Raw genomic sequence first — 14506 nt, forward strand, 5'->3', positions numbered from 1 at the left:
TCAAAGGAGTTAATATACTATAAAATTTATGATGATAAAAGTGTTGACTAATACTTTAGCAACTAATCCATTTTGGACTAGCTAACAAGAATAATTGAGCAGTGCCAAGGGGATTACTTAAGTCAGCTACTTCCAAACCAATAATACCAGCTTTTTTGAGGATTAATTTATCTTCAGTTTTTCCCCAAATCAGTAAATGTGCCCATTCGCTTAAATCTGGTTCATGTCCAATCAGGGCAATGTTTCTAGCAGATTTATAAGGGGAAGTTTGTAACCAGTTAAACCATTCCAGAATATTTCCTTGGGGTATTAGAGCAGAATGTTCGATAATATTTAAAGTTCTTTTTGCCTGTTGCAAGATAATAGCGGTTTCTTTTGCTCTAGTGTAAGGGCTTGTGATAATAGCATCAAATTCTATATCCAAATTTGTTAATTTTTGAGCAACTTTTTGGGTTTTAGTTATACCTTTGCGAGTAAGTATTCTTTGAGAATCATTTTTCTCCATCGCTCTTGATTCAGCGATACCATGACGAATTAAATATATCTTCATCTTAAAATTTTGCAAGTTATAAATTTATTTTTGTTGAGAATCAGATTTTATCAGGAAACTGATAATTTTTCTAAAAAATGGGGTTGATTTAGATTACCGAGATTTTGGGCTTCTGAGAAATTACACTAACTGTTTTCTCTTTTTTGACTTGTGTAAGAAGTCTCATAAAATTAAGCTAAGATAATGGCAATATTGTACGTCTAAGGTGTTTAAAAAATCAAAAAGATTGAGGTTATGAAAGAGCAAATTTTAGCACAGAAGCAATATCCTTATTATACGATTCGTTGGTGTGAAAAAATGGCAGATATTCCTCAATCAGCTTGGAATGCAATGGCTTTACCGTTGAAAACCCCTTTTTTAGAGTGGGAATGGTTGCACAATTTAGAAACCTCTGGGAGTGTTAAGCCTCGCGCTGGTTGGCAGTCTTGTCATTTAACGGTATGGCGGGATAATAATTTAGTTGCTGGTGCGCCATTGTATATAAAAGGGCATAGTTATGGAGAGTTTGTTTTTGATCATCAATGGGCAGATTTGGCTTATCGTTTAGGAATACAATACTATCCGAAATTGTTAGGCATGACTCCTTTCACTCCTGCGGTGGGTTATCGTTTTTTAATTGCAGAGGGAGAAAATGAGTTACAAATTACTGAGTTGATGGTAAATGCGATCGACCATTTTTGTGTTAATAATAAATTGTCTGGTTGTAATTTTCTCTTTGTTGATCCTCAATGGAAAGAAGTTATTTCTCAATTAGGATATAGTGCTTGGATGCACCATAGTTATATTTGGTCAGATCAAAACTTCCAAAATTTTGATGATTTCTTGAAAATATTTAAGTCTAATCAAAGGAAAAATATAAAAAGAGAAAGAAAAGTTGTTGAGAAGGCTGGATTAGTTTTAAAAACCTTAGTAGGGGATGAAATTCCCCATTATTTATACCCTTATATTTATCGTTTTTATAGTAGCACCTGTGATAAATTTTATTGGGGCAGTAAGTATCTAACGAAGAAGTTTTTTGAGCAACTTTACCCTCATTATTCTCATCGTTTAATGTTAGCAGTTGTTCACAGAGAAAATGACGATCATCATCCCCTTGCTATGTCTTTTTGTGTGCGGAAAGGAGAGAATTTATATGGACGTTATTGGGGATGTTTAGAAGAATATGATAGTTTGCATTTCGAGACTTGTTACTATAAACCCATTGAATGGGCGATCGCACATGGAGTAAAAATGTATGATCCGGGGGCGGGGGGAAGTCATAAGAGAAGGCGAGGTTTTCCAGCTACTCTTAACTATAGTTTACACCGTTTTTATCACCCCAGAATGAATACTATTTTAAATCATTATATTGATGAAATAAATATGGCAACGGAGGAAGAAATAACGGCAATTAATGACGATTTACCCTTTAATAAAAAGGAAATAAAAATTGAGATTTAATTATTCTCAATAGGGAATTAGGAATTTAATATTAAAAAATTGTAAATATTTTGATTATATAAAGAAATTTGCTTTTAAAATTATGCCCATAATATATGTGAATATTTCTTAGATAACTGGGAAGTTTGGGAAAAGCAGAAGTCCAATATTGTTGAACGTGATTAAGATAAAAATGTTTGAAATTACGGTAATGATTTTGGTGAAAAGCAATGAGAATAGTCATAATTTCACTTAAACAGAGACTTTTAGTACGAACACGTTGGACAGCACCATGAGAGATAAGTTTTTGTTGCCATTGAAGCTCAAATTGTTGGCAGAAATCATCGACATGACAAAATAAATAATCTAAATTAAACATAGGGCAGTAGTTAGTTGATGGTTTGTTATATTCAGCTTACTATCTGCCTGTTTTCTTATCCAAAACTGAGGTTATCACAAGTTCAAAAAGCAGTTATAGAACTTGATAAAAAAGGAATCTACCCTAGTGAATCTAACGTCTCCAAATTTGTTAGGACACCAGGATACTTTCGTTATCAAGAAGTACGTTCTGCTTTGAAGAAAGCCAGAGATGATCTAGGAATTAGATAGATATTGGAAAGATAATATTACCACTTGAATATAGAAAGATAAATATACCTAATTTGCAAGGTTATGATTCAAGTCGCAATAGCTAGAGTTAATTATTATTAAAAAAGGATGGGGGCGGAGAGACTTGAACTCTCACGACCGTTTAAGGTCAACGGATTTTCATTCTCCTGCAACTTTCGTTACTGCTAAGTCTAGCTTTAAGAATTGGACTCTCTCTTTACCCTCGGCTTAAACCGTTAGGGTAGTTCCCGTCGAGTCTCTGCACCTTCCGATTTCTCGGCTTGGCTCAGGATTGCCCTATCACATAATGACTTAGGTTTCCCTGAATTTGAGAACCTACACTTATAAGGTTTCCCCCATAAGGCTCAATTTTCCTTAAGTCCGTAGCGTCTACCATTCCGCCACGCCCCCAGGTGAATTGCTCACATTTATATATTCTAGCGAAGGCATTTTTAAAATGCAAGGTAAATAGAAAAACTTTTTTATTTTTTGGCAAAAACTCCTCAAATACGCCATTGGATTGTGTATTTTCCCGTTATTGTTGAGGAATTGTAACTTCAAGTTAAACCTATCTGTGCATTTTGATACAATAAGCTATGTTAAAAAATCTCAAATAACAAATTCAGATGAATAAAACTGTTGGCGAAGTGATGACTCCTAATCCCATCACTGTTAAACCTGAAACTCCATTGAAAGAAGCGATCGCACTTTTAGTAGAACATAAAATTAGTGGTATGCCCGTGATAAAAGAAGGTGGAGAATTAGTTGGCGTATTATCCGAAAGTGATTTAATGTGGCAAGAAACAGGGGTTGAACCACCGCCATATATTATGATTTTAGACAGTATTATCTATCTACAGAATCCTAATCGTTACGATAAAGAAATTCATAAAGCATTAGGGCAAACAGTGGCAGATGTCATGAGTGATAAGCCCATTACTATTGATAACACCAAAACTATCAAAGAAGCAGCACAATTACTTCATCAAAAGCAAATTCGTCGTTTACCTGTAGTGGATTCAGATAAAAAAATAATTGGTATTTTGACTCAGGGCGATATTATCCGTGCTATGGCTGATGAATAAAGTATTCTGCATTAATTATAAATTTTTATTGATATGACTATAACACCCGAATCTGTAAAACAATTACTTTACTCCGATAATTTTGGCGATCGCATTAAAGGTATAAACGAACTAAAAAAATTAGAAAGTGCAGTGGCATTTTCCCTGATACAGCCAATTCTCAAAGATGACAATGTGAGAGTGCGCTATGCCGCAGTATCCCAATTAGACAGTATCGGAGATGCTAATCGAGAAGAATCTTTAGAACTACTATTAGACACATTATATAACGATCCCGAAGCCGATGTGAGAGCGGCCGCCGCCGACGCTATTGCAGGATTAAAACTACAAGAAGCCTTCCCTGATCTTAAAAAAGTATATCAAGAAACCAATGATTGGTTGATACAATTCAGTATTATCGCCGCTTTAGGAGAATTAGGACATCCCGAAGGATTTGATATTCTTAGCGAAGCCCTTGCAGGAGATAACTCTCTTTTGCAAACTACGGCTATTAGTGCATTAGGAGAATTGGGAGATAAACGAGCCATTGATTTACTTTTACCCTTCGTAAATAACGAAGATTGGCAAATCAGACATCGTTTAGCCCAAGCATTAGGAAAACTGGGGGGAGATAAAGCTCAAGAAATATTACAAAAATTGTCACAAGATGAATTAGATATAGTTGCCCAAGAAGCAAAAACATATCTCGCTTAAATTTTTTGCAATAAAAGGGCAAGGGGCAAAGTTGAAAGGGCAAACTCCTCTATGTCTCCCCCTTTAAGGGGAGAGGGGCAAAGATAAATAGTGTTGGGATGAATAATCCCTAACCCCTAAACTCGAACAAATCTCTCCTTAATACCCCAATCCCCTAATCCCCTATTACTTTTCCTTTCACTCACTGCCATTAATTTTAATTTTATGTTACTCCTCAATAATTACTTGCCAATCTTCATTGGATAAATCACAGGTTTCAAGAATTTTTTGACAAAAAGAATAAATGTCTTGGGCGGATAATTGTACTTCTATAAAAATACCATTTTTAAGCTGACGAGTTACTCTTAAATCTCCTCTATTTTTAGATAGAAAGCGAGGAAAAGTTAATATTATTTCTTCAAATTTATCCGCTTCTAGCTCAGAGATGATATTTAAAGTTGTTTCTAAAACGTCTCGCCAAGTTTTAACAGAATATTCCTCATCAAACATTTTTAAATTTCTGGGAGTAGTGCCAGTCACACCCTTTCTTCTGTTTTGACTTTTATAATTTTTATCACCAAAATAACTCCATATTGTTAAAGCCATATCAGCTAATTTTTCTGCCCGATTTTCAATTTCTTCCCTACGCCATTGGTTAACATTTTGAAAATATTTATTAATTTCTAAGTGACTATTTTTTAATTCTTTTTGTTTATTGATAAAACTATCATTGGATAATTCAGAATTATAAGCAGTTAAAGTTAAATTTCCTAGGGAATGTAATAATAATTCGTGGGTTATTTCGTAATCTTCTCCTAAATGATTTTTCCACCATTCATTTAATCTCTGAGGCATAATATGTTCAATTGTTAAATTCTCAAAAGATACTTTCTCTTTATGTCCAAAAGATTCTTCCATCGATTCTAAAATTAATCGAGCTTTTTCTGTGCGATTACTACCATATAGTTTTACTTGTTTTATTTTCTCTCTAAATTCTTCGTCTTGAGGATAATCTTGGGTTTGTAAATGTCGTTTTAATTCATCTAAAAAATTGATATTTTCTAGGTCAATATTTTTACTTACTTGAGTATATAAAAGAGCAAAAATCCGATTTAATCCTCTAGTTTGCACATTACATACAAATCTTCTGATAATGAAATTCTCTATAATTTTACATACATCAATAAATTCTGTTTCGCTTAACTTATTGGTTTGCCAATCATCATAACAATTCAATAAAAAAGGATAAACTGTTTTTATATCCAAACTTTTAATTCTCGTTAAATATTTTCTAACTTTAATATTCTTTTCTTGGTTAGGATTAAGAAATCTTGAATAGTAATTAGCAAATTTATAAATATCTTTTAAATAATCACTAACATTATTTTTTATGGTTTGTTCTTTTAATTCAAAATAAACTTGATTCTTTTTTACATCTTTGCCTTTTTTTGTGAGATAGTATCTAAGAAAATCCGTGAGATTATCTTGTAATAAGTTTTCCATAGGCAACCAATATTGTTGATACATTTTATCTTGTTTTTCTCCTTGAATACCCATGAATAAATAATTGCGAATTAAATCTGCTTGGGTTAAAGGTTGCCCTTTTGCGTTCAAACTTTCAAAGACTAAATAGGGGTTATCATCTTTACTTAAAACAATACTTATAACGATTAAATAGCCACCGATAATATTAATTAATTTTTTGTATTCAGTTCCGGGAAACCGTTTAATTTTACGAGTAAAAAATTGATAACATTCAGCTATGAGATTTTTTTGTTGTTTGATATGATTATATTCTTCATTAATAATTTGATAAAAAGATTGTCTATCTATTTGTGTGGGTAAAAGTTTATAAAAATTTTCTCCTTCATCATAGGCATTAATCAAATATTTATCATTAATTTCTTTAAACAATTTTGGATTATGAATTATTTTTGCTTGATCTCTAATGGTTGCTAAAAGTATTAATATAGTTGTTAATCTTTGTTGTCCATCTATTAATAAAAATTTGCTAACTTCTTCGGGAAGAAATTCCATTTGCATTGTGACAATTGAACCGAAAAAATGAGGGGAATTAGATTCATTTTCTAATAATTCTACAATATCACTCCATAGTTGTTCCCATTGAGATTTACCCCAACTATAAGAGCGTTGAAACAAGGGTACAATGTATTGTTTTTCACCTTGTATGATTTCTTTTAATGTGGTTTCTCCTGCTTGCATTGTGTTTGATTCTTATGGTTTTCTTGCAATAATTGTATCATGTTTTATCTATATAGCAATAACGAATCATTAATGTCAAAAAAATGCACTTGAACAGAAAATAAGTAATAAGCTGTAAGTAATAGTAGTAATATCTGCAAGGCTTTTCCTAATAATTTATTTATTACTAATTATTTATAATTATTATAGTTATATTTTCATAAATATCAAGACAAAGATATTATTTGATGAGGGATATAAAAGATAGGAAATAATTAATTGAAATAATAAAATATCTCTTTTTAAAGACTAATAAAATATCTCAATTAAACTAAAAATATAAAATTATTAAATATGATAGTATAATCTTAAATTACCTAGAGTTTATATAAAATTAAATAAATTAGTAGTTAACCTCGTAAATAAAATTAATGATTATAATTGGCTTAATGAGTGGCACTTCTGTAGATGGAATTGATGCCGCTATTGTTAATATTGAAGGACAAGGACTAGATTTAAAAGTAGATTTATTAGTAGGTCAAACTTTTTCTTATTCTCCCTCCTTGAGAGAGGAAATTTTGCAGGTTTGTGCGGGTAAATGTCTATCAATGGAAGAACTTAGCAAACTAGATAATGCGATCGCATCTGAATTTTCACAAGCAGTTACAAATATAATTCCAGATAATTTAAAAGTTGATCTAATCGGTTCTCATGGTCAAACAGTATATCACCAACCACCACAAAAAAATCAGTTAGGCTACACCCTACAGTTAGGAAGGGGGGATTTAATCTCTTACTTAACAGGTATTAATACGGTAAGTAACTTTAGAGTGGCTGACATCGCCTTGGGAGGGCAAGGGGCGCCCTTAGTCTCAAAAATAGATGTATGTTTATATCGTCATCCCCATCATCATCGTTGTTTACAAAATATTGGCGGTATTGGTAACGCTACTTATCTTCCATCGAGTCATACACCCCAATGGCAAGAGAAAATTATGGGTTGGGATACAGGCCCCGGAAATGTTTTAATCGATTTAGCGGTGCAAGAATTAACCAATAATCAACAAAAATTTGATTTTAATGGTGAATGGAGTCGTCAAGGAAAGCCCTGTCAAGCCTTAGTCAAAAAATGGTTAAATCAAGACTTTTTCAAGCAAAAACCACCAAAATCCACAGGCAGAGAGCTTTTTAGTCCTCATTACCTTCAACAATGTCTAAAAGATGCTCAGACTTATAATCTTTCTTCGGCGGATTGTCTTGCTACTCTCACAGAATTAACCGTTGCTTCCATTGCCGATAGTTACCATCGTTTTTTGCCATCTCCCCCCCATGAAGTAGTTTTAGCAGGAGGAGGAAGTCGCAATAGTTACTTAAAGGAGAGATTACAGGCACATTTGCCCCATTCCCGTCTTCTCAATAGTGATGATTTAGGTATTAGTAGTGAATTTAAAGAAGCGATCGCATTTGCAATTTTAGCCTATTGGCATATTAACAACTTTCCGGGTAATCTACCACAGGTGACAGGGGCAACAAAAGAGGTTATTTTAGGACAGTATTACCTCAGTCAGAGATAAAATTATCAGTTAAGGTGAGAAATAGAGAAACCCCTCTGTATCTCCCCTTTTAAGAGGAGAGGGGAAACAAACAGTCAATTGTCAATGAAAATATTACACATATTTCTTATTACTTTCCTAACATCACTTTTTTATCAACCCCTAATTGGTTTGAGATAATCTTTTAACTTCTTGCCCTCCAAGTAACGATTCTGTTTGTGCCAAAAATTGGGGAATTTTATCTTGGTGAGGACTATTTTTCAAGCAATTAGTTAAATCGAAATCTCTTAATTTATCGGCTTTTTGCCCCGGAAACCAATGCCCACCATTACCCAGAAGGTTATAACGCATTTTGCCGTATTCGACTAAATCATAAGCGAGGGCTAAATTACGTAGCCATAAAATCGTTGGAATATTGATATTACCCGGTGTCTCTTCATAATTCGGCAAACCTTTCTCCCATGTGTTTAGCCATTCTTCCCCTAAAACTCGTTTGGCTTCATTTTCTAAACGCTCAATAATTGGGGGTAAAAATTCCTCGGCTTTGGATAACAGAGGTAGGGTTTTCAAATGTTCATCAAAATCACTGGGTTTATCTGCACCCACACTAAGAGTATGTACTTGTGGATGAGATAAGCAGAAAAGATTATTAAAAATGATAGGACTTAAAGGCTGACATAAATCTACTAATTTTTGCGATGGTTGATATAGCATTCCCCCTTTATTGGAAGGACTAATTATAAATACACCCATATCATGACGGGTTGCAAATGCGATCGCATCCCAGTTTTTTTGATAAATCCAGTACCAATGTAAGTTAACGTAGTCAAATTGATTAGTTTCAATCGTCTTGATAATTAAATCCGTAGCCCCATGAGTAGAAAAACCAATATACCTAACTTTTCCCTCTGCCTGTAGTTTCCTAGCAACATCTAAACATCCTCCGGGGCGAATAGTGTATTCCAACAACTCAGGGGTGTTAATACCGTGAATGCCTAATAAATCAACGTAATCTAATTGTAAATAATTTAAAGACTTTTCAAAAGTGGCGAGAAATTTTTTACTATCTTCTTCTGGAGGAACTTTTGTTTGTACAATTAACTTCTCCCTTGGCAAAGTCGGTAAAATTTTACCCAACTGCATTTCTGACGAACCATAAAACCTCGCAGTTTCAATGTGATTAATACCCACTTCCAAACTTTTGCGAATGGTAGCTTCTAAATTTCTCTGATTATCTTGAGGAATTTCTGTAAAGGGTAAATCTTGCCATTTATATTGATAACGCATTCCACCACAAGAAAATACGGGCATTTGTAAATCTGTTCTACCAAATCGACGATATTGCATATTTAATCTTCAAATTTTTTTTACGCTATATTTACTTAAGTTTGGGATTGCAAAGTTAAAAGGGCAATAGGTAAAGGTAATAAATTAGTTTTCCCCCCACACCGTAAGGGTTAAATGTATTCAAACCCTACCACCTGAAACCTGAAACATCTATACCACTAATTGTTAATTACTTATAGCTTTCTGATAACTTACTTAAAATTTTTGGTTTTAGACGCTCAAATTCATCTTTTAATCTTTTTTTACTAACTCTTGCATCTCCTGTACTGGTATAGTGTGTACTGTTTTTAATCCATTCTTGCATGATTTTACATTGATTGGAGGCAATAGTTGAAACCATACTATGTTGACATTTTTGGGGTTCTTCTAAAGCAAAAAAGAGAATTTTATAACTGCCTGTACCAGCTAAAGAGGCAACTACTTGTTTTGATGTCTCACTTTTCAAGTCTAAATAACAGGGTAGCCATCTCGCTCCATAAGTAGGATTATAAATGACAGTAATCCATAATATCATCGGATGGGGAGAGCTTAAAAAGAGAAATTGATTATAACGGATACTAACTATACGGTTGAGAATGTCTTGCTTGTCTAACATAACCCATAAACTGGGATAGGTTTCCGTTTCGGTATTAACAATGCGAGGGAAAACGATTTTTTGTAGGGGCTTGTTTTTTGGCCAAGTTAAATCAGTAATGGTTTTTTTTGATGGGGATGATACTTGGGTGGCATCATTTTGAGAATGAGGATGTGCGATCGTAGTTTTTTCTTCTTGTTTTGGTATATCTGCAACAATCGTCGGTTGCCCTGAGTAGCTTGTTTTCTTTGCGCCAGAATTACGTTGATCTATTTCTACATTTTGAATAACTTTTAATATCTCTGCTACTGTTTGAGGGCGATTATCCCGTGATTTTGCCATACACTTCATAATGATGTTTTTTAAGTCTGAAGGTATGGGTAAATGGGCTTCAAAGGGTCGAGGTTCAAAATCATGATGAGCTTTATACCATGCTCCAAAAGAAGAAGTTTCAGGCAGAATCGGCATCTCTAGGGTTAGCATTTCATACAGCATTACCCCTAAACTATAAATATCAGAGCGATTATCCAGTTTTTTCCCTTCCATTTGTTCAGGAGAACAATAAGCTAAAGTTCCCATAAAAGAATGGGTTTGAGTGGCATTTTCTTGCACTAATCTGGCAATACCGAAATCAAGAATTTTCACTAACTCACCGACGGTAGGATCAGGCATTACCAAAACATTACTAGGTTTTATATCTCTATGGACAACCTGACATAAATCCCCGTGTAAGGTAATCCCACTATGGGCTGCTTCCATACCTACACAAATTTGACGGGTGATGTGCAGAAATCTTTTGAGTTCTAGGGGTTGAAATTTGATTAAATCACTTAAACTTTGTCCTTCCAGAAATTCCATGACGTAGTAAGGGACTTCATTTTCGTCAATTCCGTAATCTCTGACTCGGATAATATGAATACTTTTTTCTCCCAATAAAGCGCTGATAGTCGCTTCCCTTTCAAAACGTTGTCTCATTTTTTCATTCAGGAGAGTTTGAGAAAGAAATTTGACAGCAACGGTGACACCACCCAAGACTTTATCCTCGGCACGATATACTTGTCCCATTGCGCCAGACCCGACTAACTCTATCAGTTGATAACGATCGCCTAATATACGGTCTTCTTTTTTCCCTAAACTCATGATTGAACTCTAGTCCTGAATCTTATCTATTTTTATTTTGACTTATATCATCACTTTTTTTATCCGTGTCTGTCTAATATTCCTTCAAAAGTGTAAAGGAGATTATTTCCAGTCATCATACCACTGGTTAAATGATATGTATTTTCGTCAAGACAAAAAAAGGTTTCAAAACCGTTTAAACGGCGAGTATTTCCTAATACCCAATATCTTTGAATTATAGAATCATTACTAATCCATCCTTCTCCCTCTATTTTTTCTAAGTCACTTCTTTTTAAAACATAGGCATATCGGCTTCGGTTTGATGGTATTAATCCTTTATACTCAAAGATAATTTCAGGACGATTTTGAAAAGACCCATTTTGAGGTACATTTTGCGGGAATACTATTTTCATCTGCATTGAAAACCAGTTCGATTGTTCCCAATTAATAATAATTGCACCTTTAAATGGATTTGATTGTTGATTTTTGTCTAACCATGTACCTTTTATTATCCAACTGCCTGATTCTAAAAGAAAAGTGTGAGTCATGAAATTGATTTTTTAATTTCGGGAGATAGATAAGAAGATAGTTTGTGATTTTGAGCCACACATTCTCTATCCTACCTTGAATGGGACATCTTGAACAGACGGAATTATTGATTTAGATGTTGGAAAAGAGGTTGCAGGTTTCAGGTGTCAGGGTGTTGGTGAAGTGGGGACTTGGGGTACTGGGGTATTAGGAAGAAATTAATTCTTAAATTAAAGTACATTATTAGGAATTACTGATTGTTAATTACTTTTGCCCTCCCCCCTCGAGAGGGGGGATAAAGGGGGGTTTGCCCTTCGCCCATAATCCTTAATTAAGATAACTATCTGTAATGTCACTAGAGTTGAAATGGTCAAAAAGATAAACTCCGCTCATGAAAGAGAGAAAAGCTAGGGTGAAAATGATTAATCTAACAACCCAACGGGGATATTTTAATTTTTGTAAATCCAGACGGAATAGTATATTGACTGCGGTAACAACTAATAAATCGGCAAAATATTCAAAGGAACAAAAAATAAAAACTAATAAAACTGACCAAAATAGAATAGCAATAAAGGCTTTTATATCTGAGTTAATACTTTCTTCAAAAACAAAGGTTATTAAGGCAACAGGTGTACTTAAAAAAAGAGAAATTGTAATAATAACAAATAAAGCAATTATTTTAATGACGAATAGTAAAGAATCCTGTTCAATTAAAAATGTTATAGAAATATTTTGTTGTTTTAAAAGCAGTAACCAAAACCCCGCAGTAGATGCGATCGCCCATCCCAAAACGATATAAGTACAGAGAAAAAGACAAAGAGAAATGAGTAAATTGGAGTTAAGCCAAGAATTATAATCATCTTTTTCTAAAGAGTTGTTTTTTCTCGGCATAATAGGAAAATTAAACTTTTTTATTAATATTAGGTATTTATTAAGTTTTTAATCAAAAATCAACCAGTAACCACAACAATCAACTATTTTTAACAGAAGACGATATAAATATTAATCAGATGAAATAATTTCTATAGTGTAAGAAAATACAGTCAACCCGACTAAAGTTTAAGACATATATTGAATCATATAGTCAAAATAAGGGGCTGTTTCTTCTGCTTCTTCTTTGGATAATAAGGCTAAAGCGGCGTTTTTCAAACAACGAATAGATTCAACCATTCCGGGTAAAGGCACACCGAGGGAATTATACATTTCTTTTGCACCAATCAAGCCAATTTTCTCAATAGGTTCTTTGTCTCCTGCCAAAACCCCGTAGGTTGCTAAACGTAAATACCAACCGAAATCTCTTATACACTGATTATATTGTTTTTGTCCTGCCGCATTACCGCCTGGAGCACGAAAATCAGGACGTTTTTTAAATAATTCCTGACTGGCTTTTTCGACAATTTTTTTCTCGTTTTCCGATAAGGTTTCAGCTATTTTGACTCTGAGTAAACCTGTATCTAAAAAGGATTTTATCCCTTGTAACTCACCGCTACTGGGATAACGCAGTTCATCATCTGCTTTGAGAATAACTTGACTAACTATGCTCATTTTATATTAAGGATTTTTCTTGATTTATATGATTAGTTTAACCTAATTTGGACTCTCTCTCTGACTTAAGGAATGTTACATTTTGTTGAAAAAGATCATAAATCTTAATATAGTTAGGGGTTGGTAAAAAAGTAGTGTCAGAGGGATAGGTAAGAGGAAAGAGTTAGAAAAGTTGAAAGACTCCACGACAAAATTCTTTCAGTTTATTGGTGATTTCTTCTGTGGGAAGATATTTTCCTTCTAATTGCCAATTATCAATGGTGGAAAGTCGCCATACTTCTCCTGCATGGGTGAATCCTGCGGTTTCAATGCCGATGAAATGATGAGTTTCTTCTTCCGAGTCTCGATGAAACCTAATTTGAACTAATATACTTCTACTTTGTAAACTACGACTCCATCCCGGAAAGTGAAAACCAATATCAATAGAGTCTGGATCTACTAAATTAATAGTATCAGGGTCATTTTGCCAAGGTTTTAAGTCAGCTTTGGCATCGGGGAAATTTTGTTTAAATAGGTTAACGATGGATGCTATTTTGCTGGTGGTTTCTAATCCTTTAGCTTTTTCTGATGCGTTCATGGATTTTCCTCCTCAGTATTAATAATGATGCTCGTTATGATAGTTTTTTGCTTAATAACTATGGGGATAACGATCGAGATTAAACACCATCTTAACCTTTGTTTAATAATTCTTTATCTTTTTAAATATTAATTGTGCTGGGGGTATTTTCGGCGGCGATGATACGATGAAATCCTGATTCTGGTTTTGCCCATTTATATATATATTCTTTGGGATTTCCCCAACATAAACCTAGATATACTTCTTCTTTTCCTGCGTCTATTTCTGCCCATTGGGCTTCTTGATATAATTCTTCTAAAATACTTTCTGTAATAGGAGAAGTGCGATCGCCACTTAGATAATATTTTAAGCCCTCTGTTACTTTTTGCCAAAATTCGATCACCGAGGATTTTGCATCAATTAAAATCTCCTTATCTCCCTCAATAGGAATTAATTGATTATGAATTTCGGGAAAACTAATAGTCTGATCTTTGAATGTAACTTTTCGCCATACAACTCCTGATACTTGGTGTTTTTGTTGATACTCATGAATCTGTTGCCTAAAATCTCGAAACACAAACACCCGACTCATTTTTTCCAAATCCACCGCTTTAGCAACCACAGGATTATCTAACTTTTCTTCTGCATTAAAAATTAATCTTTTTCCACCCCATGTTGCTCTCAATTCTAATTCTAAAAAGTGGATTAATTCTTCTGTAGTGTATGTCATATTACCATGAACGCAGT

The 14506-nt window shown here is 33.8% G+C and carries 13 protein-coding genes and 1 pseudogene; 4 read left to right on the top strand and 10 right to left on the bottom strand.

Annotated features, from left to right (window positions below):
* Nucleotides 1–55 precede the first annotated feature (55 nt).
* Entirely contained in the window at nt 56–550 is a 495-nt protein-coding gene (gene sixA, locus Dongsha4_RS08285; RefSeq protein ID WP_330205202.1) for a phosphohistidine phosphatase SixA, read from the bottom strand.
* Between the two features lie 234 nt (nt 551–784).
* Between sixA and Dongsha4_RS08290 the strand changes: the two genes are divergently transcribed.
* The gene (locus Dongsha4_RS08290) at nt 785–1990 is read left to right on the top strand and encodes a GNAT family N-acetyltransferase (protein ID WP_330205203.1); all 1206 of its coding nucleotides are present in this window, start codon (nt 785–787) and stop codon (nt 1988–1990) included.
* A 106-nt stretch (nt 1991–2096) separates the two neighbouring features.
* On the opposite strand, the pseudogene Dongsha4_RS08295 reads toward Dongsha4_RS08290, so the two are convergent.
* Nucleotides 2097–2348 (bottom strand): annotated as a pseudogene (locus Dongsha4_RS08295) (IS982 family transposase); the annotation flags it as partial.
* Between the two features lie 856 nt (nt 2349–3204).
* Between Dongsha4_RS08295 and Dongsha4_RS08300 the strand changes: the two are divergent.
* Complete coding sequence (locus Dongsha4_RS08300) at nt 3205–3663, top strand: CBS domain-containing protein (RefSeq protein ID WP_330205204.1); 459 nt, start codon at nt 3205–3207, stop codon at nt 3661–3663.
* A gap of 33 nt (nt 3664–3696) precedes the next feature.
* On the top strand, nt 3697–4356 hold the full coding sequence (gene nblB / locus Dongsha4_RS08305; RefSeq protein WP_330205205.1) for a phycobilisome degradation protein NblB: 660 nt from the start codon (nt 3697–3699) through the stop codon (nt 4354–4356).
* Nucleotides 4357–4563: 207 nt separating this feature from the next.
* Here the strand turns inward: nblB and Dongsha4_RS08310 are convergent, their stop codons facing one another.
* Nucleotides 4564–6558, bottom strand: coding sequence for a DUF262 domain-containing protein (locus Dongsha4_RS08310; protein WP_330205206.1), 1995 nt, complete (start codon nt 6556–6558; stop codon nt 4564–4566).
* Between the two features lie 410 nt (nt 6559–6968).
* Here Dongsha4_RS08310 and Dongsha4_RS08315 point away from each other — a divergent pair, with 410 nt between their 5' ends.
* On the top strand, nt 6969–8111 hold the full coding sequence (locus Dongsha4_RS08315; protein ID WP_330205207.1) for an anhydro-N-acetylmuramic acid kinase: 1143 nt from the start codon (nt 6969–6971) through the stop codon (nt 8109–8111).
* 141 nt (nt 8112–8252) lie between these two features.
* On the opposite strand, the gene Dongsha4_RS08320 is transcribed toward Dongsha4_RS08315, so the two are convergent.
* The 7 genes from Dongsha4_RS08320 to Dongsha4_RS08350 all read right to left on the bottom strand — a co-directional run bounded on the left by Dongsha4_RS08320 (nt 8253) and on the right by Dongsha4_RS08350 (nt 14489).
* Nucleotides 8253–9437: an aldo/keto reductase gene (locus Dongsha4_RS08320; protein ID WP_330205208.1), complete on the bottom strand. Its 1185-nt coding sequence runs from the start codon at nt 9435–9437 to the stop codon at nt 8253–8255.
* A 169-nt stretch (nt 9438–9606) separates the two neighbouring features.
* Nucleotides 9607–11151 carry a serine/threonine-protein kinase gene (locus Dongsha4_RS08325; protein WP_330205209.1) on the bottom strand — a complete coding sequence of 515 codons (1545 nt, stop codon included), beginning with the start codon at nt 11149–11151 and terminating at the stop codon, nt 9607–9609.
* A 59-nt stretch (nt 11152–11210) separates the two neighbouring features.
* Complete coding sequence (locus tag Dongsha4_RS08330) at nt 11211–11678, bottom strand: hypothetical protein (protein WP_330205210.1); 468 nt, start codon at nt 11676–11678, stop codon at nt 11211–11213.
* A gap of 307 nt (nt 11679–11985) precedes the next feature.
* Nucleotides 11986–12549, bottom strand: a complete 564-nt coding sequence (locus Dongsha4_RS08335; RefSeq protein WP_330205211.1) for a hypothetical protein — start codon at nt 12547–12549, stop codon at nt 11986–11988.
* A 168-nt stretch (nt 12550–12717) separates the two neighbouring features.
* Nucleotides 12718–13203, bottom strand: a complete 486-nt coding sequence (locus tag Dongsha4_RS08340; protein ID WP_330205212.1) for an allophycocyanin subunit alpha-B — start codon at nt 13201–13203, stop codon at nt 12718–12720.
* Nucleotides 13204–13366: 163 nt separating this feature from the next.
* On the bottom strand, nt 13367–13780 hold the full coding sequence (locus tag Dongsha4_RS08345) for a hypothetical protein (protein ID WP_015218189.1): 414 nt from the start codon (nt 13778–13780) through the stop codon (nt 13367–13369).
* A gap of 121 nt (nt 13781–13901) precedes the next feature.
* The gene (locus tag Dongsha4_RS08350; RefSeq protein ID WP_330205213.1) at nt 13902–14489 is read right to left on the bottom strand and encodes a hypothetical protein; all 588 of its coding nucleotides are present in this window, start codon (nt 14487–14489) and stop codon (nt 13902–13904) included.
* Nucleotides 14490–14506: the final 17 nt, after the last annotated feature.

The organism is Cyanobacterium sp. Dongsha4 (assembly GCF_036345015.1).
Taxonomy (GTDB): Bacteria; Cyanobacteriota; Cyanobacteriia; order Cyanobacteriales; family Cyanobacteriaceae; genus PCC-10605.